Below are 20,735 nucleotides of genomic sequence, written 5' to 3' on the forward strand. Positions count from 1 at the left end.
AGTTGGTGAAAGTATAGAAATTAGTATTTTTGCTTAATGCAAACATTGAATTTTAACAACTATTCCTTTCGGTTCAAAAATAGTGAAAATAAAGTCTATATTTTTGATGCTATTAGAAAAAAATTTTTGGTCTTAACACCTGAAGAATGGGTACGTCAACACACAATTCAGTATTTAATTCAGGAATTGAATTATCCTATTTCGCTAATTAATGTAGAGAAAATTGTTAAAATCAACGGAATGAATAAACGCTATGATATTGTAGTTTTTCAACCTAATGGCCATATTGCTATTATTGTTGAATGTAAAGCCCCAGAAGTCACTATTAATCAGCAAACGTTTGACCAAATTGCCCGATATAATTTCATTTTACAAGCCCATTATTTAATGGTTACTAATGGTTTAAATCATTATTTTTGTCAAATGGATTTCAAAAATGAACAGTATACCTTTTTACAGTCATTACCCGTATACAAACCTTTAAAATGAGTCAATTGAAAAAAATAGCTGTAGTTATCTTAAATTGGAATGGAGCAGAGTTATTACGTCAGTTTTTACCCGCTGTAATAAAATATTCTCCAGAAGCGGAAGTTTATGTAGCAGACAATGCCTCAACTGATGGATCAGTTGAAGTGGTTAAAAACGAATTTCCATCCATAAAAATCATTCAAAACAAAGGAAATTATGGCTATGCAAAAGGCTATAACGAAGCGCTAAAACAAATAGACGAACCTTACTACGCACTCGTAAACTCTGATATTGAAGTAACTCAAAATTGGTTAAAATCCGTAATTACTATTTTTGAAAACCAACCCGATATTGGTATCATTCAACCCAAATTAATGGATTTCAAAAGAAAAGAATATTTTGAATATGCAGGTGCTGCAGGCGGATTTATCGATAAATTTGGCTATCCTTATTGTAGAGGCAGAATATTTGATACATTAGAAAAAGATTTAGGCCAATATAACCAAGAAACAGAAGTCTTTTGGGCTACTGGGGCTTGCTTTTTTATTAGAAAAGAGGTCTTTCAAAATTTACATGGATTTGATGATGGTTTTTTTGCTCACCAAGAAGAAATTGATTTATGTTGGCGAGCATATAACTTGGGTTATAGAGCAAAATATTGCCCCACTTCAATTGTGTATCACGTAGGTGGTGCTACATTGAATGAAGCGAATCCTAAAAAAACATATCTCAATTTTCGAAATTCACTTCTAATGTTAACAAAAAATTTGCCTAAAGGTACCTTATTTAAAAGAATTTTTGTTCGATTATGTCTTGATGGCATAGCAGGAATTCAATTTATGTTACAAGGAAAATTTAAACATACTTGGGCAATCATTGAAGCTCATTTTGGTTTTTATAAACGCCTCATTACCTACTTAAAAAAAAGAGGAACTTCACAAAAGAAAGACTACTACCATTCCAAATCTATCGTATGGAGCTACTTTATTATGAAAAGAAAAACATTCACGAATATTGAAAAAGGGTTTCCAACTAATTAAAAATCAAAGCGTAATATAAAAAACAAAATATTTTTAACTAAAAATTCACTTTTATACTCACTTTGGTATGATTTTTTCTAGGTAACTTTGTAAAAAACATATTTATTATGAAGAGAATTGTAGTATTAGCCGCAACCGTACCTTTTCTTTTAACATCATGTATTTCTAAAAAGAAATATGCAGAATTAGAAGCAAAGCAAAAAGAAACTCAAGATTTATTGAATTCAGCAACGGTAAAATTAAATGCCTGTTTAGCTGAAAAGGACGCTTTAAGCAATCAGGTAGATTATTTAAAGAAAAACAACTCTGATTTAATAAACAGTTCTAAAGAGTTGACTGTTTTGACTACAAAAGGAGCTCAAAATCTTGAAAAATCACTTGAAAGTTTAAAAGAAAAAGATTTAAAAATTTCTCGTCTACAAGATGCGTTAACCAAAAAAGACAGTGTTACTTTAGCTTTAGTAACTAGTTTAAAACGTGAGGTGGGTATTGATGATCCAGACATTAAAATTAACGTTGAAAAAGGCGTTGTAATGATTTCAATTGCTGATAATTTACTTTTCAAATCTGGCAGTTATGAAGTAGGGACTCGTGCTAAAGAAGTTTTAGGTAAAGTAGCAAAAGTAATCAATAGTAAACCAGACTTTGAATGTATGGTGGAAGGTCACACTGATAATGTGCCAATTAAAAACACTGTATTATTAGACAATTGGGATTTATCTGTTAAAAGAGCCACTTCAATTGTACGCGTACTACAAAACGATTTAGGTGTTAATCCAAAACAATTAATTCCTGCAGGAAGAAGTTATTTTATCCCTTTAGCTGATAATGATACTGTGGAGAATCGTGCTAAAAATAGAAGAACAAGAATTATCATTATGCCAAAAATTGATCAATTCTATGATATGATTGAGAAAGAAATGAAAAACCTTTCGAAATAACAATAATATTTCATTTTAAACGACCAAGAATTTCTTGGTCGTTTTTTTATAATCATACAACTACTTTATATTTACAGGTAAAAATTGATGTAATTCTGAAAGTGTATAAAACTGCATATTATTCTCTTTTACATATTTACATATTGTTTCAATCGTTTTATAATCAACTTGATAAGTCCCTGTAACTTTTTGTACAGGTTTATGCGCATACAAAACTACAATTCTATTATTCTTTTTGGCAAAATTCAAAACACGTAAAAAATAATCTAAATCATAATGTTGATAACTATTATCGATTCCTAAACCTGTAACCGTTTTACTGTTTTCTACAAAGAAACAACTATTTTCCTTTAAACGCTTCGATGCACTGTGCGTTCTTCTTAACATCTTAAAATGTTTATATAATGCCTTATCAATTCCAGGGGTATTAGCTCCAAATGGATAGGCAAAAGAATTTAAAATCAAACCATTTTTTTTAAATGACATCTCCATTGGGATAATCTCATTTTTTAAATAACTAGCCAATCCTTTTTTGGAAACATAATTTCTAGCATTTTTGTGCTTATAACCATGACCTGCTATTTCATTTCCTTTGGACTGTAACTTTTTTAATTGACCCATTTGTTTAGGATTTAATGAATCTATGTAACAAACACAAAAAGTAGCTTTCCAATTGTATTTTTGCATTGCCACATCTAAGTCATGCCATTCTTGAACATAATCATCATCAAATGATATAACTACACCTGGTTTATATAATGGTGTTGATTTTTTTTCAGTAGTACAAGAGACTAGTAAAAAGAAAGTTAAGATTGAAAGGGCTTTGTGCATCTCATAAAAGATTTTATCAAAAATAGAAACATAATCTTAATAACACAAAAAACCCGATAATTTTTAAAAATCATCGGGTTCATATTGCTGTTTTTTTACAAAATTAAATACCTAAATAATTACTTGGTGTAATTTGTTTTAATTCCGTTTTAATTTTATCTGAAATATCTAACGTTTCAATAAAGGCGTGTATAGAATCTCTATTGATGACCGAATTGGTTCTTGTTAAATCCTTTAAAGCTTCATAAGGATTAGGATAACCCTCTCTTCTCAAAATAGTTTGAATAGCTTCTGCAACTACTGCCCAATTCTTATCTAAATCTTCTGCAAATTTATCCTCATTCAACAACAATTTATTCAATCCTTTTAATGTTGCTTCAAATGCAATGATGGTATGCCCAATTGGTACACCAATGTTTCTTAAAACTGTACTATCGGTTAAATCTCTTTGTAAACGAGAAACAGGTAACTTAGCAGCCAAATATTCAAAAATAGCATTAGCCATACCTAAATTACCTTCACTATTTTCAAAATCAATAGGATTGACTTTATGTGGCATAGCCGAAGAACCTATTTCGCCTGCCTTAATCTTTTGTTTAAAATAATCCATAGAAACATATGTCCAAATGTCTCTATCTAAATCAATTAAAATTGTATTGATTCGTTTCAAAGCATCAAAAAAAGCAGCAAAATGATCGTAATGCTCAATCTGTGTTGTTGGAAAAGAATGTCTCAAACCAAGAATTTCCTCCACAAACTTAGTTCCAAACGCCTTCCAATCTGTCGTTGGGTAGGCAACTTTATGAGCGTTATAATTTCCTGTAGCGCCGCCAAACTTTGCTGCAAAAGGAATATTGAACAACAAGCGCATTTGCTCTTCAATTCGTTCTACAAAAACTAAAATTTCTTTACCCAATCTAGTTGGTGATGCTGGCTGACCATGAGTTCTGGCTAACATAGGAACATCTGCCCATTCTACTGATAGGTCTTTTAACTTTTGTATTAAAGCTACTAAACCAGGTAAATATACATTCTCAAATGCTTCTTTAGTAGATAATGGTATGGCCGTATTGTTGATGTCTTGAGAAGTCAATCCGAAATGAATAAACTCTTTATAATTTGATAAACCTAAAACATCAAACTGTTTCTTTATAAAATATTCTACAGCTTTAACATCATGATTAGTTGTCTTTTCTGTCTCTTTAATCCAAAGTGCATCTTCAGTAGAAAAATTAGTATATATAGCTCGTAATTCTTTGAAAGAATCTGGGTTAACTTCAGATAATTGAGGCAAAGGTAATTTGCACAAAGCAATAAAATATTCGACCTCAACTAAAACTCTATATTTAATTAGCGCTTCTTCCGAAAAGTAGGAAGCCAATGGAATCGTTTTAGTTCTATATCTACCATCAATAGGTGAAATAGCATTTAATTCAGTTAGTTGCATTTGTGTGTTGTTTATTAGAAGGTGCAAATTTAGTAAATCGACTTCAGTAAATAGTATTAAACTAATAGTTTTTTATTGTTTTTTTGAGAGCAAATTTTGCTTCAATAGCTCTAATCCCTCACTTGCCTTCATTGGCATTACATGGACTCTTTGCTTATCGAAACTATCTAATGCAGGATTTGGATCTATGTAAATAATTGGAACATTTGCTTTAGGATATTCCATCAAACTAGCTGCTGGATAAACTTGTAAAGAAGTACCAATAATTAACATCATTTCTGCTGATGCTGCAATACGAACTGCTTCATCAAATTTAGGAACTGGTTCACCAAACCAAACAATATCTGGGCGTAATTGTTCTCCTTTAATATTTTCATGGCCTAATAAAACATCTTCTTCCCAATGTATACTCTCATTTTCAGAAAACTCTCCTCGTACTTTTGTTAACTCTCCATGTAAATGTAATATGTTCGTGCTCCCTGCCCTTTCATGTAAATTATCAACATTTTGTGTAATGATTTGTACATCAAAAAAAGTTTCTAATTCAGCTAAAATTATATGCCCATCATTTGGTGTAACCTCTTTTAATTGGGCCCTTCTTTTATTGTAAAAATCTAAAACCAATGCTGGATTTTTTTTCCATCCTTGTGGTGATGCTACTTCCATAATATCATGATTTTCCCATAATCCATTGGAATCTCGAAAAGTTGAAATACCGCTTTCTGCACTCATTCCGGCACCTGTTAATACTACTAATTTCTTCATGTAAAATATAAACTATACTTTTGCATAAATATCGAAATTTATGCCGAAAAACAAATTAACTTTACTAGAATATTTAGAAGGTTTTATCACTGAAAACAGAAAAAATGGGTTTCTTAACGTTTTGAAAAACCGAACTAAACACCTTACTATTGCTATGGAAGATGTGTATCAACTCCATAATACTAGTGCTGTAATGCGAAGTTGTGAAGTTTTTGGTATACAAGAATTACATATTATTGAACAACGTTTTGGAAAACGAATCGACAAAGAAATTGCTTTAGGCGCTGAAAAATGGGTTGATATTAACCGCTTTTCTACAATTCAAAATTGTATTGACGATTTAAAAAATAAAGGTTATCAAATTATTGCCACTACACCACATAACGACTCATGCCTACTAGATGAATTTGACATTACAAAAAAATCAGCTATTTTCTTTGGAACTGAAAAATTAGGATTATCCGAAGAAGTAATGCAACAGGCCGATGGTTTTTTAAAAATCCCTATGGTAGGTTTTACAGAAAGTTTAAATATTTCTGTATCTGCTGCGATTGTCATACAAGATTTAACCAATAGAATTAGAAAATCTTCGATTGAATGGCAATTGACTGAGGAGGAAATAATAGATAAACGATTAGACTGGACAAGAAAATCTATTAAAGACATAACAGCTATTGAAAATAGATATCATGAATCTAATCCTTAAAATATTCAACACCATTTTCCCCTACAAAACCATATCCCTTTTCTGTCAAAACTTGTAATAAAGAAAAATTCCAAGAATCATTAACTTGTAGACTATGTTTTTTAATAATTTTTAAATACTTTGGTTCAACGGTTGGATAAATTGTATTAAGTATTTTAAAACCAACTTTATTATTCAAAGAAATAATAAATAAATTAAAACGCGAATTAAAATCAACTGAATCATATTGAATTGGCAAAAACACCTTACTATCTTCATCTACTAATCCCCATTTATTTTGATACTTGACTTTAAATAGTCGCTTTTCACTATCTTCACCAGCAAATTCAATAAACTCATATTGAGGATTGATAATAACACTCTTTTTTTCTAAAGAGTATACGCCTAACTGACTCTTAGAATTTCCTATAATTGCAATATCATCATACTCTTTTAATTCAACATAAGTAAATTTTTTACTCAATTCATCCTTAATTTGAATAAGCTCTTTGTCTGAATAATATGAACCTCCTGCAAGTTCTTTAGTTCCAACAACCATTTCTTGACCTTCCTCAGTTTGAATTGCATCATAAAATCTTTGCGTCTTATCTGCTAAAACAGCTTCCCAACCATACTTATTTTTACCTGCAATTACTTCTTCTCCTATTGGTGAAATTTCATCAAATCTAACTGGTATAACTAACTTCTTATTCTCATTTATAAGTCCACATTTTTTACCAATATAGACATAATAACTTGCATTAGCGGCAACAACCACTTCGTCATACAAACAAGGAACTTTTTCTTTTAAATCTTTTACAATTCCTAATTTTCCTTTTTTATACACTTCAATATACGTAACATCAAATTCTTTGAGTCGTATTGAATCGTAGTCATTTACAACAGGAAGTACTAGTTGATTGCTCTCATTTACAACAAATTTCTTTTTATTTTTTTCAACTAAAAACGCAGCATTTTTAAAAAAATAATCATATTGAACATCATGAATCGTATCCAAATAAGGTTTTACAACTATTTTTCCAAGGGTATCACAAAACCCCCATTTTTTTCCGTCGCGAAAAGGAATATAAGAAGTTTGTGAAAAAACTACAGATACAAACAAAAGTGAAATGATATAAAAAAATCTTTGGAACATTATTATTTACCTTTTAAAACTTGATAATCAGAATAAGCCGTAGCTAAAGCATCTAAAACTTGCAAATCACTTGCTGTATCAATAAACACCTTAGAATAGTTGCATTTTTCTAAAATTTTAGCAATTTCTGCTTTGTCCATTTGTAACAACATGGCAATAGCTTCTCTATCTGATTGCTGGCTAAGTAATTTTTTAAAGTTCTCATCTTTTTTAATTTCCAATAATTTATCCATGTCTTTTTTCTTTGTATTGAACAAGGAATAGACTAAATCTACTGGATTAGTTAAGGCATTAATTAAATTTTGAGTAGCTTTTGGAGCTTTCATTCCTGGCTCATAGCCTAAATTAAGACCTGCAATATTGAATCTTTTGTTCTCATTTATTGGAATAAGCTTGGTATCAATTTGTAAATAGCCAGTAAGTAACAAGTGTGAAATTAAAATTGGTTCTATTTCATTTACTTTTTCTAACAATGTAATAGTTTTAATCTTAGCTTGCATCCAAGTAGAAGAAACTTCAACTTTCGTGTGTTCGTAGGCCAGATGGGAAAAAAACAATACGTCATTTAGATTTGCTACTATTTCAAAATTACCATGATCATCAGAAACTGTAGTTATTGTTTTGGTCTTATTAATAACCGTAACTCCTGCTATTTCCTTTTTAGATGAACTATTAATAATTTTTGCTTTTATTTTAATTGTTGTTGTATCTGTTTGAGCCCATGTTCCACAACTCAACATTAAAAACAAAAAATAAACTAGGTTTTTCATTTAAATCATAATTACTTAACAAAAGTATTTAAAAATATGAAATTAGCCTTGAACTTAACATAAGATTATAAAAAAATCCCGAGTAAATCGGGATTTTTTTTATTAACTTCTTCTTGAACGTTTTGCTTTATCAAATATCGATTTAGAATCGCCTCCAGTAGTTCTTCTATCAGCTCTACCTTCACTTCTTCTTCCGCTATCTCTAGAATCTGAACGTCTTTCGCTACCACTTTCTCTTCTTGAGCGACCTTCACCTCTTGGTGCGCTACCTTCTCTTCTAAAGCCACCTTCACGACTTCCACCGTCTCGTCCGCCTTCTCTTCTACCAGAGAAACCACCTTCGCGTTTTCTGTCTCTTCCTCCATGATCTCTTCTATTTTGGTTTTTAGCACCATCATTTTTAGAAATTTCAACATTGATTTTTCTTCCATTATGCTGAATATTATTTAAAACAGACATTACTTTATCTGCTAATTCAGCATCTGTATTAAAGAAAGAGAATCCTTCTTTTACATCTACTTTAAAAATGTCATCACGACCAACTTCTAACGTATCTCTCAAGAAGTCTTTCAATTCCATCCATTCAAATCCGTCTCTCGCTCCAATATTAATAAAGTAACGAACCGCACCTGAAGTAGGAACCTCTCCTCCTTTACCTGGAATTTGAGTTAAATCTTTCGATTTTTTATAATAATTTAAGAATCGGTTAAATTCAACAGAAACAACTCTTTTGATTAACTCTTCCTTATCTAAATCGCCTAAAATATCAAAGATAGCCGGTAAATATGAATCAATAGCATGATCTGTTTCAGTATCTTTAATTTTATTAGCTAAGTGTAATAATTGAATTTCACAGATTTCCATTCCAGAAGGAATTGGTTTTTCTTCAAACTTCGTTTTAATGATTCTTTCAATAGCGTGAATTTTTCTGATTTCACTTTTCGTAATAATCACAAAAGAAGTACCCGATTTCCCTGCACGACCTGTACGACCTGAACGGTGCGTATAGGTTTCAATTTCATCTGGCAATTGGTAATTAATAACGTGCGTTACATTATCAACGTCAATTCCACGGGCAGCTACATCAGTTGCTACTAACATTTGAATTTGACGACCACGGAATGATTTCATTACTGCATCACGTTGGGCTTGAGATAAATCTCCATGCAAAGCCGCAGCATTATATCCGTCTTCAATTAATTTTTCAGAAATAGCTTGTGTATCTCTTTTCGTTCTACAAAATATTACTGAGAAAATGTCTGGATTCGCATCAGCCAATCTTTTCAACGCTTCATAACGATCACGTGCATTAACCAAATAATATTCGTGTGAAATATTAGCTGAACTTGAATTTTTGTGTCCAACTGTAATTTCTTGTGGTTTGTTCATGAATTCTTTTGCAATTCTTGCTACTTCTTGTGGCATTGTTGCTGAGAATAACCATGTGTTTTTGTCTCTTGGTGTGTCTGATAAGATACTTGTAATATCTTCATAGAACCCCATGTTTAACATTTCGTCCGCCTCATCAAGAACACAGATGTTGATGTTTTTAATATTCACCATACCTCTGTTAATCATATCCTGCATTCTACCTGGAGTAGCCACAATAATTTGGGCTCCTCGCTTTACGTCACGTGCTTGATCATTAATACTCGCACCACCGTAAACCGCAACGGTATATAAACCGTCAATGTATTTCGAGTATAATTTAATCTCGTTTGTAATTTGCAAACACAATTCTCTCGTTGGAGAAAGAATTAAAGCTTGTGTTTGTTTGTTGAAAGGATCAATTTTTTGGATTAATGGAAAACCAAAAGCTGCGGTTTTTCCTGTTCCTGTTTGGGCAAGAGCGACGATGTCTGTGTCTTCTTCCAATAATAGTGGGATTGCTTTCTCCTGTACTTCTGACGGGGTTTCGAATCCTAAATCACCTATTGCTTTTAACAAAGATTCGTTTAACCCTAATTGCTCAAATTTATTCATTCTGTATTTTTAAATTGGGTGCAAAGGTACGCTTAATATATGGATTTTACTAATTATTCCCAATTATTTCCATTTTACATCCTAATAATCAGATATTTACAACCTAATCACAATGAGAATTAGAAAGTTTTCTCCAAAGAATCAATCGTTATTCTTATTAAACCATAGAAATAAAACAATTAAACGCAACAATAACCAAGAATGATTCCTAATTTTGCAAATAAAAAAATGTTTCATCTTCTTGATATCATTGGCACACTGTTTTTTGCAATTTCAGGTGTTTTAACAGGACTAAGCAAAAAATTAGATGCTTTTGGCGTATTTGTTATTGCTTTTGTAACTGCTCTTGGAGGTGGAACGCTAAGAGATATTTTAATTGGTAAAACTCCTGTTGGCTGGATGATTGACACCCATTACATTTACATTGTTGTACTTGGCGTTTGTATTTCCTTACTTTTTAGAAAAAAATTGGATCGTTTAAGAATATCTCTTTTTCTTTTTGACACAATAGGACTTGGAATTTTTACCATTATCGGTATAGAAAAGGGTATATTAAAAAATTTAGACCCTATGATTTGCATTGCTCTTGGCACAATGACTGCTAGTTTTGGCGGAGTAATTAGAGATATTTTATGCAATGAAATCCCTGTACTTTTTAGAAAAGAAATTTATGCTACCATTTGTATTGCTGGAGGATGTTTGTATTTTTTCCTGAAACAATTTCATTTAAACCAAGACCTACTCTATCTTTTAACCTCCTCTTTCATTATTACATTGCGTTTGTTAGCTGTCTATTATAAATGGAGTTTACCTCAACTTTACAAAGAGTAATTACATCATTCTTTTTAAAAAATTGATTAACTTTTCTACAGCTTTTCCTCGATGACTAATAGTCGATTTTTGCTGCATGGACATTTCTGCAAAAGTAACATCAAAACCTTCTGGTTGAAAAATAGGGTCGTAACCAAAACCTTCATTCCCTCTCTTTACGGGAGTTATTATTCCTTTTACTATTCCTTCAAACAAGAAATGCTCACTTCCAAAATTAAGAGCTATTACGGTTTTAAATTGAGCGCTTCTATTGGATTGATGTTCTAATTTTTGAAGAACCAAAGCCATATTATCGTCTGCATTTTTCTGTTCGCCCGCATAACGTGCAGAATACACACCGGGTTCCCCTTCTAAGGCATCAATCTCTAAACCCGTATCATCAGCAAAACAAGACAGTCCATATTTATCATAAACATATTGAGCCTTTAAAATAGCATTTCCTTCAATAGTATCTGCGGTTTCAGGAATATCTTCAGTACAACCTATGTCTTGAAGAGAAACTATTTCAAATTTATCTCCAATTAATTGCTGAATTTCAGCTATTTTGTTTTTATTGTTGGATGCGAATACGAGTTTCATTTATTTAATTTTAAATGTGTCGATTTTCAATGTGTCGATTTTCAATATGCTAATAATTTACAATTGGCAAATTGTCGAATTGACAAATTAACCTAACAACTTCCTATTAATATCTTTAATCAACTGCGGCCCTTCGTAAATAAAACCAGTATACAACTGTAATAAACTAGCCCCAGCATTTAACTTTTCAATAGCATCTTCTGCTGTATGTATACCACCAACTCCAATAATTGGAAAAGCATGATTACTTTTTTCTGCTAAAAAACGAATGACTTCAGTCGAACGTTTCGTTAATGGCTTACCAGACAATCCACCCGCTTCAATTTTGTTAACCGATTGCAAGCCTTCTCTAGATAATGTAGTATTGGTAGCAATAACTCCTGCAATTTTTGTATCATTTACAATTGCAATAATATCCAACAACTGCTCATTAGTTAAATCGGGAGCAATTTTTAATAAAATGGGTTTTCCCTTCGACAAGCTCAGGGTGACCGTTTTTTGGTTATTTAAATCTTGTAAGGTTTGTAATAATTTTGTTAGCGGTTCTCTATCCTGCAATTCTCTTAAACCTGGTGTATTTGGCGAACTTACATTTACAACGAAATAATCAACATAATCGTATAATGCATTAAAACAAATTACGTAATCTTCTGTAGCATTTTCATTTGGTGTGACTTTATTTTTACCAATATTTCCACCAATTAAAACGTGTCCGTTGTTTTTCTTTAATCGCTCTACAGCCTCTAAAACACCACCGTTGTTAAAACCCATTCTATTAATTATTCCGCTGTCTTCTTGCAAACGAAACAATCTTTTTTTAGGATTTCCGTCTTGTGCCTTTGGGGTTAATGTACCAATTTCTATAAATCCAAAACCTAAATTTGACAATTCTTTGTACAATTTTGCATCTTTATCAAAACCAGCCGCTAACCCAACCGGATTTTTAAACTTTAAACCAAAAACTTCTCGTTCCAGACGCTTATCTTCGAATTGATAAAGCGAGTTAAAAACAGAAGAAACAATCGGAATTTTATTGATTACTCTTAAGGCTGAAAAGGTAAAATAGTGCACTTTCTCTGGATCGAAACAGAAAAGTAATGGACGGATAAGTAATTTATACATGTTGTTGTGTTGTTTGCACAAAGTTAAAAAATTATTAGTTATAGCCCGCACATAACAAAATGAAATTCTTTTGTCTCAGAAACATCATAATAACAAAAAAAAGAGTAGCTCAAAATTTAATACTTTTTAACAGATTTCTAAAAAACAATTCATACATTTGTATATACAAATATCAATTAAAAATTGATACCAGATGAACAGAAAACAATTTTTAGGAATTTTAGGTTTAGCACCACTATTTTATGCTATGAAAAATTTAAATCAACTTTACGACTATAAAGATCAATTACCCAATACAGAAAAAATGCCTGTCTTGTTTTTAGGACATGGAAGTCCTATGAATGCCATTGAAGAAAATGAGTTTGTAGCTGGATTTAGAACTATCGCCAAAACCATCCCTACTCCAACAGCAATTTTATGTATTTCGGCACATTGGTACACGAAAGGAACGAAAGTCACCGCTATGGATGTACCACAAACGATTCATGATTTTGGTGGATTTCCAAAAGAGCTTTTCGAAGTTCAATATCCGGCTAAAGGTTCACCTGAATTGGCTCAATTCACTAAAGAACTTTTACTGCCTACAGAGGTAGAATTAAATCACGATTGGGGACTAGATCATGGTGCTTGGAGTGTAATTAAACACTTGTATCCAAACGCAAATATTCCGGTAATCCAAATGAGTATTGATTACGGTTTAGCTCCAGAAAAACATTTTCAATTGGCTCAAAAACTACAAGCCTTACGAAACAAAGGCATTTTAATTATAGGTAGCGGCAACATCATTCATAATTTAAGACTGGTAGATTGGGCAAATTTTAACAAAGATAATCACGCTTACGATTGGGCCAAAGAAGCACATGCTGATTTCAATAAGTATATGTTAGAAGGGGATTTTAAATCGTTGATTAACTATCAAAACCACAGTACAGCATGGAATTTAGCCATACCCACACCCGATCATTATTTACCTTTATTATACACCTTAGGATTGAAAAACAACAATGAAGAATTACTGTTGTTTAATGATAAGTTTGTAGCCGGTTCATTAAGTATGACGTCGGTGAAAATTGGGTAAAAAATCATTTGTCCTTCTGAACTTGATTAAAATTTGATATGCGAATCAATTGGATTTTGATTTTGAAACAAGTTCAGAAAGACAAAAAAGCTCTATTATTTCGGATTAGTTGCTATAACAAACTTCATGTTATTCTTCACACCAATTTGAAGGACATCTACCAAATCTTGCACTTGCAAATTAAACGGAATTCGAACCACAACGGTTTGTTCTTTATCGTTACCTACTTTTGCCAGCAATTCTTTTTCTAATTCTTCAAAAGCGACAGGTTGTTTATCAATAAAGTATTGTTTTTCTTCCGTTACCGAAATACTCACATGTTGTTTATTCGTTTTCTCATTTACTTTCGATTTTGGCAAAGTCATTTTAATCACATTGGGGTTGGCCAACGTGGAAATGATCAAAAAGAACAACAACAAAAAGAACATGATGTCACTCATTGAGGACGCATGAACTTCTGCATGAAAACGTTTATTTCTTTTAATTGCCATGGTTCGGTCTTTGAATAATATTTACAAATTCTAATACTTGCTTTTGAACATTTAACATAAAATGATCAATTTTTCCATTTAATAAATGGTAACCGGCATAAGCAAAAAGTCCAACAATAAGACCCGCGCCTGACGAAATCATTTTTTCATACAATCCTCCAGAAATATTACCAATACTAATATTTTCAGTAATTGAAATGCTATAGAAAATTTTAATTACACCACCAATAGTTCCCACGAAACCTAAAGTAGGCGCCATACCCGCAATTAAACCTAAATGCCCTAGTCGCTTCTCCATTTCACCTAATTCAATTTGTGCTTGGCGCTCCATATTCGATTCAATTTCAGATATAGGACGACCAATAGTCATAACACCTTCCCTTACTACTCTTGCATTGGCATTATCCAATCGTTCGGCAGCCCCTAAAGCTAATTCTATATTACCATTATTTAAATGGGTACGTACTTCTTTCAATAAAAAATTATCAGTTTTAGTGGTTTTACTAATATACATAGTACGTTCTACAATAACATATATCGTATAGAACAATAAAATTGCAATTGGGATAATAAAAAATCCACCTTTAAAAATAAATTCTAAAACTGAAATTTCAGTATTTGGTTTGGCTGTTTCTGCTGCATTGGCAACCTGATTTGCCGCATTCGCTAAAGTATCAACTGTGGCTTGTAAAAAAAATCCAATCATAAAACGAATAAGTTAATATTTATATTCAAATTTGCACTAAAGATACAGTATTCTATAAATAGTAAAACTAAAATTTTATTAAAATATTGTTTTTAGCATATTTAAAAAACAAAAATATTCCTTTATGACTTATACTGAAACCTTAAATTGGCTTTATAATCAGTTACCTATGTTCCAAAATGTAGGAGCGGCAGCTTACAAAAAGGATTTAACAAATACCCTAGCTTTAACCAAGCATCTAGGAAATCCTGAAACTAAATTTAAATCCATACATGTTGCAGGAACAAACGGGAAAGGATCTACTTCAAGTATGCTAGCATCTGTATTTATGGAAGCTGGTTATAAAGTTGGGCTATACACCTCTCCGCACCTAAAAGATTTCAGAGAACGAATTACCATAAATGGCAGACAAATCAGTAAAGCTTATGTTCAAAAATTTGTACTGCAAAATAAAAGTTTTTTTGAGAATCATCATTTAAGTTTTTTTGAAATGACTGTTGGACTAGCTTTTCAATATTTTGCAGAAAAGAAAGTTGATATTGCTATAATAGAAGTAGGCATGGGTGGAAGATTAGATTCTACCAACATCATTACTCCTTTAGTATCCGTAATAACCAACATTGGATTTGACCATATGCAATTTTTGGGCTCCACCTTAGAAGCAATTGCGAGTGAAAAAGCAGGGATAATTAAACCAAATATTCCAGTTGTGATAGGTGAATACACTAAAGAGACTAAAACTGTATTTATTGAAAAAGCAAAATCGGGTTCAAGTGAAATTATTTTTGTAGAAGATGAAAACATTCCTGATTACCCTTCTGAATTAAAAGGTGAATATCAAATAAAAAATAAAAAAACCGTTGTTGCCACTTGTGAAATTGCTAAAAAACATTTCCATATAGTGAACGAACACATTAAAAATGGAATAAAAAATGTAGTAACTAATACAGGTTTAAAAGGCCGATGGCAAATTTTACAAACAAATCCAAAAGTTATTTGCGACACTGCCCATAACAGTCATGGCTTAAAAATAGTATTACATCAATTAGAAAAAGAAACTCCATCACGTTTGCATATTGTTTTAGGTGTAGTAAATGATAAAGATTTAAAGAGTATCCTCCCTTTATTTCCTAAAAATGCAACGTATTATTTTTGCAAGCCAAAAGTACAACGGGGCTTAGATGAAAAAATCCTTCAAAAAGAAGCTGGAAAATACAATTTAATTGGAAAAGCGTATTCTTCTGTATTGAAAGCTAAAAATGCAGCACTAAAAACAGCATCAAAAGAAGATATTATCTATGTAGGAGGAAGTACATTTGTAGTAGCAGAACTAATTTAAAAAAAAATTAAATTTTATTTTTCTGACTACGAGCAACTTAAAAATTAATTTACAATTTTTTAAAAATAATGCTTGCAAATATGAAAAACCGCTGTATATTTGCACTCGTAATAATGAAACAAATTATTATACTAAATAGGGCGATTAGCTCAGCTGGTTCAGAGCACCTCGTTTACACCGAGGGGGTCGGGGGTTCGAACCCCTCATCGCCCACAACTTTAAAAACACTTCATATGAAGTGTTTTTTTGTTTTGACATTTTGTTAATTAAAAGGCAAATATATCTACATTAAAACTTTCTCTTACTTTGCAAACATAAACTAGAAACGAGTTTTCAACAATTTGTTAATAACTCCCCTATCAAAAATGTTAATTTTCACAAAATAGTAGAAAAAACAACTAGTTTATAACATTCTGAAAATCAAATAACTTACATTTTTTTGTTGAAAAAATTGTTAACAAGTCTGTTTTTTTTGTATTTTATATTGAAAAAACAATATATCTTTGCTCCATAACTTTAAAATTAAATTAAGTATGAAAAAAGTTTTATTATCTGCTGTAGCTTTAGTAGCTTTTACTTTTGCTAACGCACAAGAAGAATCAAAAGGATTTGGTTTTTCAAAAGGTAATGTTATTGTTGAAGGTAACTTAATGTTAAACTCTACAAATGACAAAAACACTGAAGTTAAAACAAACAACTTTGAATTCAATCCTAAAGTTGGTTATTTCTTAAGTGACAAATTTGCAGTAGGAGTAGAATTAGGAATTGGTTCTTTCAAAGAAAAAACTGCTGGAACTGAAACTGACAAAAGTTCAAACTTTGATGCAGGTGTATTTGGACGTTACTATTTCTTAGATTTAGGACAAAGATTTAAAACTTATGCTGAAGCAGGTTTAGGTATGACTTCTGGTAAAGCAGGTTTAGCTGATGCTAAATATTCTGGATTCAATGCTGGTGCTAGTTTAGGAATTAACTATTTCGTTTCAGAAAGTTTTGCTATTAACTTTGGATTAACTGACATCTTATCTTACAACTCTACAAAATGGGATGGTGCTAAGAATGTATCAGAATTTAATGCAAATGTAAATGTATTTGATAATTTCTTTACAACTGCTAAATTTGGTTTAACATATAAATTCTAATAAAAGAATTTTAAATAACCAAAAAACCCCGCTATTGCGGGGTTTTTTTTGTATATACACATAAATTATCTACATTTGATTTCAACCAAAACTTCTTTTTATGCATTATTCAAGAGAACAACAATTAGTTGCTTTTAGCAGGCTCTTAGATATCATGGACGATTTACGCGAAAAATGTCCTTGGGATAAAAAACAAACTTTAGAAAGTTTACGTCACTTAACTATTGAAGAAACCTATGAATTAGGCGATGCTATTTTAGATCAAGATTTAAATGAAATTAAAAACGAACTGGGTGATTTATTACTTCATATCGTATTCTACTCCAAAATAGGAAGTGAAATAGGTGCCTTTGATATTGCTCAGGTAGCCAATGGAATTTGTGACAAATTAATTGAAAGACATCCTCATATTTATGGTGATGTAGTTATAAATAACGAAGAAGAAGTCAAGCAAAACTGGGAAAAGTTAAAGCTAAAAGAAGGCAAAAAATCTGTTTTAGAAGGTGTTCCAAAAAGTTTACCCGCACTAGTAAAAGCAAGTCGCATCCAAGAAAAGGTCAAAGGAGTAGGTTTTGATTGGGAAAAACCAGAACAAGTATGGGAAAAAGTCCTAGAAGAATTAAATGAATTTCAAACAGAAGTTCAACTTAATAACTATGACCAAATTGAAGCTGAATTTGGAGATGTACTTTTTTCTATGATTAATTATGCGCGTTTTCTAAAAATAAATCCAGAAAATGCATTAGAACGAACCAATAAAAAATTCATAAAGCGTTTTCAATATTTAGAATCAAAAGCAACAGAAATTGGAAAACCATTAAGCGAAATGACATTAGCTGAAATGGATGTGTTTTGGGAAGAGGCTAAAAAAATGTAATTCTTATTAAACCTTCATAAATAAATGCTGTCTAAGAGAAAAACAAATGACAAATGAATATAAAAAATCTACTACTAGCAACCTTGTCTTTTCTTGCCTTTTCTTGTAGCAATGATGAAAATGGAAATTCTAATTCAACTGCAGAAGAAGCACTTTATTTTCCACCAATAGGCTCAGACGATTGGGCAACAAAAACTCCTGAAAGTTTAGGTTGGAATACTAATAATATACAGCAGTTATACGACTATCTAGAATTAAAAAATAGTAAAAGTTTTATTGTACTCCACAATGGAAAAATTGTTTTAGAAAAATATTTTGGTACACATACTGCAACTACACCATGGTATTGGGCAAGTGCTGGAAAAACATTAACCTCAACAGTAACTGGAATTGCAGAACAAGAAGGACTAATCAACATCAATAACAAAGTTTCTACATATATCGGAACAGGGTGGACTTCTGAAACGATAGCAAAGGAAAATCTAATTACTTGCAAGCATTTATTAACTATGACATCAGGATTAGATGATGCTTATAACAATAGCACAGATGAAACAATTAATGACTGTGTTTCTCCTGGTTGTTTGGTTTATAAAGCTGATGCAGGGACACGTTGGGCATACGATAACGTGTATGTAAAATTGCAAGATGTAGTAGCTCAAGCTTCAGGACAGTCGTGGTCTAATTATTTTAATACAAAATTGAGAGATAAAATAGGTATGACTGGCACGTGGTTACAACAATACAGCAATAGCATTTTTTGGAGTAACACTAGAAGTATGGCAAGATTTGGATTATTAGCCTTAGCCAATGGAAAATGGGATGGAACCACAATTATTAATTCAAATTATTTTAATACTGCAACCCATACTTCACAAAACATCAATTTAGCCTACGGTTATTTATGGTGGATTAACGGAGAAAGTTCATATCATATGCCACAAACACAAGTAACATTTAACGGCAGTTTGATTCCGAATGCTCCAGCTGATATGTTCTGTGCGTTAGGCAAAAATGATCAAAAAATATATGTTGTTCCTAGTAAAAAGTTAGTTATTATCCGAATGGGGGATGCCGCAGATTCAAGTAACTTTGCGATGTCTGGATTTGATAATGAACTTTGGGGAAAAATTAACTTAGTCATCAATTAAACCAGAATTAAATCTTTTATACAACTGCCCAAAAATAAAATCTTTTTTTGGGCAGTTTATTTTTAGTTTTGTTTTCTCTTTAAAAATTCCAAGATGAAATTAACCATCTATATATAATTGTTTTAACAACCAAATAGACGAATAAAGGGACAATGATTAAACTAAACCAAATCTCCTTAGCAATAAAGCTAGACAACATCTGATTAGCAATAGCTGCATTAGAAAAATAATATTGGAAAATAGACAAAACAATCAAACATAGTAAAACTGTAATAAAAACATAAATACTAAACTTTTTACTAATTTGATTAACCATTGCCCTAGGAGAATAACCTAAAGTATACTTAATTGAAACCGATTCTTTTTGTTCTAAAAACTGAATTTTTATTGTGTTAAGAATCATGAACATGCATAATAAAAAAATAAACAATCCAATTAATGCAATGGCTTGAAGTACCAAAAACAACTTCCCTTTAATTTTAGCTGAACGCAAGGATTCTTGATTAGATTCATATCCTTTTCCATTCATTTTGCTAATCAATTCTTCATCTGAAGCATCACTCACTTTTATCAAAACCCTAGAATAAACTTTCTCAGGATGAGTAAACTTAACTTGTGTAGTATTCAAAGAATCTAAAAAAGTTTTAGGTACTAATACTGAATGTATTCTATCGGATAATCCAATTAATTTTCCCTTGTATTTTAAATTTTTCTCCTTCAGTGTTAAATTAATATTGACTTCTATTTTTTTAGCAAAAGCCTCCGTAATCTGTGGTAATCCTTGATTCAAAGCAAAGCCATAATTGTAAAGATTCAAATATTCTCTAGAGATAATAATTGGTATCGTATTATCTTTTACTTGAAATTCTGATAAATCAGCTACATCTATAGCTTCATTATCTATTGCTTCCAAATACATGTCTGTATAAAAAGGAATAAAAGATCCTCCATCTGCTGAAACTTTAAAATCATTAGAATAAATTGGAAAAACTTTTTTTACCCCTTTCCATGATTGTATTTCTTTAATGTTACTAGATGAAAATCCCAATAATTCTTTTCTACCAATATTATCTGGTGTAATGGTCTTCGATAAGGTTAACCAATAATTAGAATCACTATTTTTTTTACCCAGTAAATCATTGGCATTAAAATACAATTGAATGCAACTTAACATCAATAAAAAGGATAAAAATAGCCCAAGATATAAAAACAGTGATTTAAAAACACTTTTTTTCATTTGAAAAAACTACCAATTACTGGCGATTTTGATGGGGATGGTAAAGTAGATACTTTGTGCCAAAATACCATCAATGAACTAACCAAACAGCCCATT

21 protein-coding genes and 1 tRNA gene are annotated in these 20,735 nt (G+C 31.3%); 11 read left to right on the forward strand and 11 right to left on the reverse strand.

Annotated features, from left to right (window positions below; translation table 11 throughout):
* The first annotated feature begins 36 nt into the window (after window positions 1-36).
* The 3 genes from QZ824_RS00940 (at window position 37) to QZ824_RS00950 (ending at window position 2,449) form a co-directional block, all read left to right on the forward strand.
* On the forward strand, window positions 37-489 hold the full coding sequence (locus QZ824_RS00940; RefSeq protein ID WP_291274171.1) for a type I restriction enzyme HsdR N-terminal domain-containing protein: 453 nt from the start codon (window positions 37-39) through the stop codon (window positions 487-489).
* Window positions 486-1,508 (forward strand): glycosyltransferase family 2 protein, encoded by a 1,023-nt coding sequence (locus QZ824_RS00945; protein ID WP_291274172.1) that lies wholly within the window; start codon window positions 486-488, stop codon window positions 1,506-1,508. The genes QZ824_RS00940 and QZ824_RS00945 overlap by 4 nt, the downstream gene beginning before the upstream one ends.
* Before the next feature lie 107 nt (window positions 1,509-1,615).
* On the forward strand, window positions 1,616-2,449 hold the full coding sequence (locus tag QZ824_RS00950) for an OmpA family protein (RefSeq protein ID WP_291274173.1): 834 nt from the start codon (window positions 1,616-1,618) through the stop codon (window positions 2,447-2,449).
* 60 nt (window positions 2,450-2,509) lie between these two features.
* On the opposite strand, the gene QZ824_RS00955 is transcribed toward QZ824_RS00950, so the two are convergent.
* The 3 genes from QZ824_RS00955 to QZ824_RS00965 form a co-directional block, all read right to left on the reverse strand.
* Entirely contained in the window at window positions 2,510-3,280 is a 771-nt protein-coding gene (locus QZ824_RS00955) for a polysaccharide deacetylase family protein (RefSeq protein ID WP_291274174.1), read from the reverse strand.
* 103 nt (window positions 3,281-3,383) lie between these two features.
* On the reverse strand, window positions 3,384-4,727 hold the full coding sequence (gene purB, locus QZ824_RS00960; protein ID WP_291274175.1) for an adenylosuccinate lyase: 1,344 nt from the start codon (window positions 4,725-4,727) through the stop codon (window positions 3,384-3,386).
* A 72-nt stretch (window positions 4,728-4,799) separates the two neighbouring features.
* Window positions 4,800-5,492, reverse strand: coding sequence for an NAD-dependent deacylase (locus tag QZ824_RS00965; RefSeq protein ID WP_291274176.1), 693 nt, complete (start codon window positions 5,490-5,492; stop codon window positions 4,800-4,802).
* A 40-nt stretch (window positions 5,493-5,532) separates the two neighbouring features.
* On the opposite strand from QZ824_RS00965, the gene QZ824_RS00970 reads away from it, so the two are divergent.
* Window positions 5,533-6,198 (forward strand): RNA methyltransferase, encoded by a 666-nt coding sequence (locus QZ824_RS00970; protein ID WP_291274177.1) that lies wholly within the window; start codon window positions 5,533-5,535, stop codon window positions 6,196-6,198.
* On the opposite strand, the gene QZ824_RS00975 is transcribed toward QZ824_RS00970, so the two are convergent.
* From QZ824_RS00975 to QZ824_RS00985, 3 genes are all read right to left on the reverse strand, one after another.
* A complete protein-coding gene (locus tag QZ824_RS00975; protein WP_291274178.1) occupies window positions 6,188-7,333 on the reverse strand; it encodes a WG repeat-containing protein in 1,146 nt (381 codons plus the stop codon). The two genes, QZ824_RS00970 and QZ824_RS00975, sit on opposite strands and share 11 nt — an antisense overlap.
* A 2-nt stretch (window positions 7,334-7,335) precedes the next feature.
* The gene (locus tag QZ824_RS00980) at window positions 7,336-8,103 is read right to left on the reverse strand and encodes a carboxypeptidase-like regulatory domain-containing protein (protein WP_291274179.1); all 768 of its coding nucleotides are present in this window, start codon (window positions 8,101-8,103) and stop codon (window positions 7,336-7,338) included.
* Window positions 8,104-8,205: 102 nt separating this feature from the next.
* A complete protein-coding gene (locus QZ824_RS00985; RefSeq protein WP_291274180.1) occupies window positions 8,206-10,086 on the reverse strand; it encodes a DEAD/DEAH box helicase in 1,881 nt (626 codons plus the stop codon).
* A gap of 228 nt (window positions 10,087-10,314) precedes the next feature.
* Here QZ824_RS00985 and QZ824_RS00990 point away from each other — a divergent pair, with 228 nt between their 5' ends.
* The gene (locus tag QZ824_RS00990; protein WP_291274188.1) at window positions 10,315-10,917 is read left to right on the forward strand and encodes a trimeric intracellular cation channel family protein; all 603 of its coding nucleotides are present in this window, start codon (window positions 10,315-10,317) and stop codon (window positions 10,915-10,917) included.
* Here QZ824_RS00990 and QZ824_RS00995 read toward each other — a convergent pair whose 3' ends face one another.
* Window positions 10,918-11,496, reverse strand: a complete 579-nt coding sequence (locus tag QZ824_RS00995) for a non-canonical purine NTP diphosphatase (protein WP_291274181.1) — start codon at window positions 11,494-11,496, stop codon at window positions 10,918-10,920.
* Window positions 11,497-11,583: 87 nt separating this feature from the next.
* Window positions 11,584-12,618, reverse strand: coding sequence for a quinone-dependent dihydroorotate dehydrogenase (locus tag QZ824_RS01000; RefSeq protein ID WP_291274182.1), 1,035 nt, complete (start codon window positions 12,616-12,618; stop codon window positions 11,584-11,586).
* A gap of 247 nt (window positions 12,619-12,865) precedes the next feature.
* Between QZ824_RS01000 and ygiD the strand changes: the two genes are divergently transcribed.
* On the forward strand, window positions 12,866-13,696 hold the full coding sequence (gene ygiD / locus QZ824_RS01005) for a 4,5-DOPA dioxygenase extradiol (protein ID WP_291274189.1): 831 nt from the start codon (window positions 12,866-12,868) through the stop codon (window positions 13,694-13,696).
* Between the two features lie 95 nt (window positions 13,697-13,791).
* Here the strand turns inward: ygiD and QZ824_RS01010 are convergent, their stop codons facing one another.
* Entirely contained in the window at window positions 13,792-14,187 is a 396-nt protein-coding gene (locus QZ824_RS01010) for a biopolymer transporter ExbD (RefSeq protein WP_014387869.1), read from the reverse strand.
* Complete coding sequence (locus tag QZ824_RS01015; RefSeq protein WP_291274190.1) at window positions 14,177-14,890, reverse strand: MotA/TolQ/ExbB proton channel family protein; 714 nt, start codon at window positions 14,888-14,890, stop codon at window positions 14,177-14,179. The genes QZ824_RS01010 and QZ824_RS01015 overlap by 11 nt, the downstream gene beginning before the upstream one ends.
* A gap of 127 nt (window positions 14,891-15,017) precedes the next feature.
* Here QZ824_RS01015 and QZ824_RS01020 point away from each other — a divergent pair, with 127 nt between their 5' ends.
* The 5 genes from QZ824_RS01020 to QZ824_RS01040 all read left to right on the forward strand — a co-directional run bounded on the left by QZ824_RS01020 (window position 15,018) and on the right by QZ824_RS01040 (window position 19,402).
* Window positions 15,018-16,232, forward strand: coding sequence for a folylpolyglutamate synthase/dihydrofolate synthase family protein (locus tag QZ824_RS01020; protein WP_291274183.1), 1,215 nt, complete (start codon window positions 15,018-15,020; stop codon window positions 16,230-16,232).
* Between the two features lie 138 nt (window positions 16,233-16,370).
* A tRNA-Val gene (locus tag QZ824_RS01025) sits at window positions 16,371-16,445 on the forward strand.
* A 320-nt stretch (window positions 16,446-16,765) separates the two neighbouring features.
* Window positions 16,766-17,374 carry an outer membrane beta-barrel protein gene (locus QZ824_RS01030; protein WP_291274184.1) on the forward strand — a complete coding sequence of 203 codons (609 nt, stop codon included), beginning with the start codon at window positions 16,766-16,768 and terminating at the stop codon, window positions 17,372-17,374.
* Window positions 17,375-17,474: 100 nt separating this feature from the next.
* The gene (gene mazG, locus QZ824_RS01035; RefSeq protein WP_291274185.1) at window positions 17,475-18,251 is read left to right on the forward strand and encodes a nucleoside triphosphate pyrophosphohydrolase; all 777 of its coding nucleotides are present in this window, start codon (window positions 17,475-17,477) and stop codon (window positions 18,249-18,251) included.
* A 53-nt stretch (window positions 18,252-18,304) separates the two neighbouring features.
* On the forward strand, window positions 18,305-19,402 hold the full coding sequence (locus tag QZ824_RS01040) for a serine hydrolase (RefSeq protein WP_291274186.1): 1,098 nt from the start codon (window positions 18,305-18,307) through the stop codon (window positions 19,400-19,402).
* Window positions 19,403-19,481: 79 nt separating this feature from the next.
* On the opposite strand, the gene QZ824_RS01045 is transcribed toward QZ824_RS01040, so the two are convergent.
* A complete protein-coding gene (locus QZ824_RS01045; RefSeq protein WP_291274187.1) occupies window positions 19,482-20,639 on the reverse strand; it encodes an FtsX-like permease family protein in 1,158 nt (385 codons plus the stop codon).
* Between the last annotated feature and the right edge of the window lie 96 nt (window positions 20,640-20,735).

The organism is Flavobacterium sp. (assembly GCF_021151785.1).
Taxonomy (GTDB): Bacteria; Bacteroidota; Bacteroidia; order Flavobacteriales; family Flavobacteriaceae; genus Flavobacterium.

Excerpts from the sequence above, each read along its gene's own strand:
- QZ824_RS00940 (WP_291274171.1), top strand. The coding sequence starts at position 37 with ATGCAAACATTGAATTTTAACAACTATTCCTTTCGGTTCAAAAATAGT.
- QZ824_RS00945 (WP_291274172.1), top strand. The coding sequence starts at position 486 with ATGAGTCAATTGAAAAAAATAGCTGTAGTTATCTTAAATTGGAATGGA.
- QZ824_RS00950 (WP_291274173.1), top strand. The coding sequence starts at position 1,616 with ATGAAGAGAATTGTAGTATTAGCCGCAACCGTACCTTTTCTTTTAACA.
- QZ824_RS00955 (WP_291274174.1), bottom strand. The coding sequence starts at position 3,280 with ATGCACAAAGCCCTTTCAATCTTAACTTTCTTTTTACTAGTCTCTTGT.
- purB (WP_291274175.1), bottom strand. The coding sequence starts at position 4,727 with ATGCAACTAACTGAATTAAATGCTATTTCACCTATTGATGGTAGATAT.
- QZ824_RS00965 (WP_291274176.1), bottom strand. The coding sequence starts at position 5,492 with ATGAAGAAATTAGTAGTATTAACAGGTGCCGGAATGAGTGCAGAAAGC.
- QZ824_RS00970 (WP_291274177.1), top strand. The coding sequence starts at position 5,533 with ATGCCGAAAAACAAATTAACTTTACTAGAATATTTAGAAGGTTTTATC.
- QZ824_RS00975 (WP_291274178.1), bottom strand. The coding sequence starts at position 7,333 with ATGTTCCAAAGATTTTTTTATATCATTTCACTTTTGTTTGTATCTGTA.
- QZ824_RS00980 (WP_291274179.1), bottom strand. The coding sequence starts at position 8,103 with ATGAAAAACCTAGTTTATTTTTTGTTTTTAATGTTGAGTTGTGGAACA.
- QZ824_RS00985 (WP_291274180.1), bottom strand. The coding sequence starts at position 10,086 with ATGAATAAATTTGAGCAATTAGGGTTAAACGAATCTTTGTTAAAAGCA.
- QZ824_RS00990 (WP_291274188.1), top strand. The coding sequence starts at position 10,315 with ATGTTTCATCTTCTTGATATCATTGGCACACTGTTTTTTGCAATTTCA.
- QZ824_RS00995 (WP_291274181.1), bottom strand. The coding sequence starts at position 11,496 with ATGAAACTCGTATTCGCATCCAACAATAAAAACAAAATAGCTGAAATT.
- QZ824_RS01000 (WP_291274182.1), bottom strand. The coding sequence starts at position 12,618 with ATGTATAAATTACTTATCCGTCCATTACTTTTCTGTTTCGATCCAGAG.
- ygiD (WP_291274189.1), top strand. The coding sequence starts at position 12,866 with ATGAAAAATTTAAATCAACTTTACGACTATAAAGATCAATTACCCAAT.
- QZ824_RS01010 (WP_014387869.1), bottom strand. The coding sequence starts at position 14,187 with ATGGCAATTAAAAGAAATAAACGTTTTCATGCAGAAGTTCATGCGTCC.
- QZ824_RS01020 (WP_291274183.1), top strand. The coding sequence starts at position 15,018 with ATGACTTATACTGAAACCTTAAATTGGCTTTATAATCAGTTACCTATG.
- QZ824_RS01030 (WP_291274184.1), top strand. The coding sequence starts at position 16,766 with ATGAAAAAAGTTTTATTATCTGCTGTAGCTTTAGTAGCTTTTACTTTT.
- mazG (WP_291274185.1), top strand. The coding sequence starts at position 17,475 with ATGCATTATTCAAGAGAACAACAATTAGTTGCTTTTAGCAGGCTCTTA.
- QZ824_RS01040 (WP_291274186.1), top strand. The coding sequence starts at position 18,305 with ATGAATATAAAAAATCTACTACTAGCAACCTTGTCTTTTCTTGCCTTT.
- QZ824_RS01045 (WP_291274187.1), bottom strand. The coding sequence starts at position 20,639 with ATGAAAAAAAGTGTTTTTAAATCACTGTTTTTATATCTTGGGCTATTT.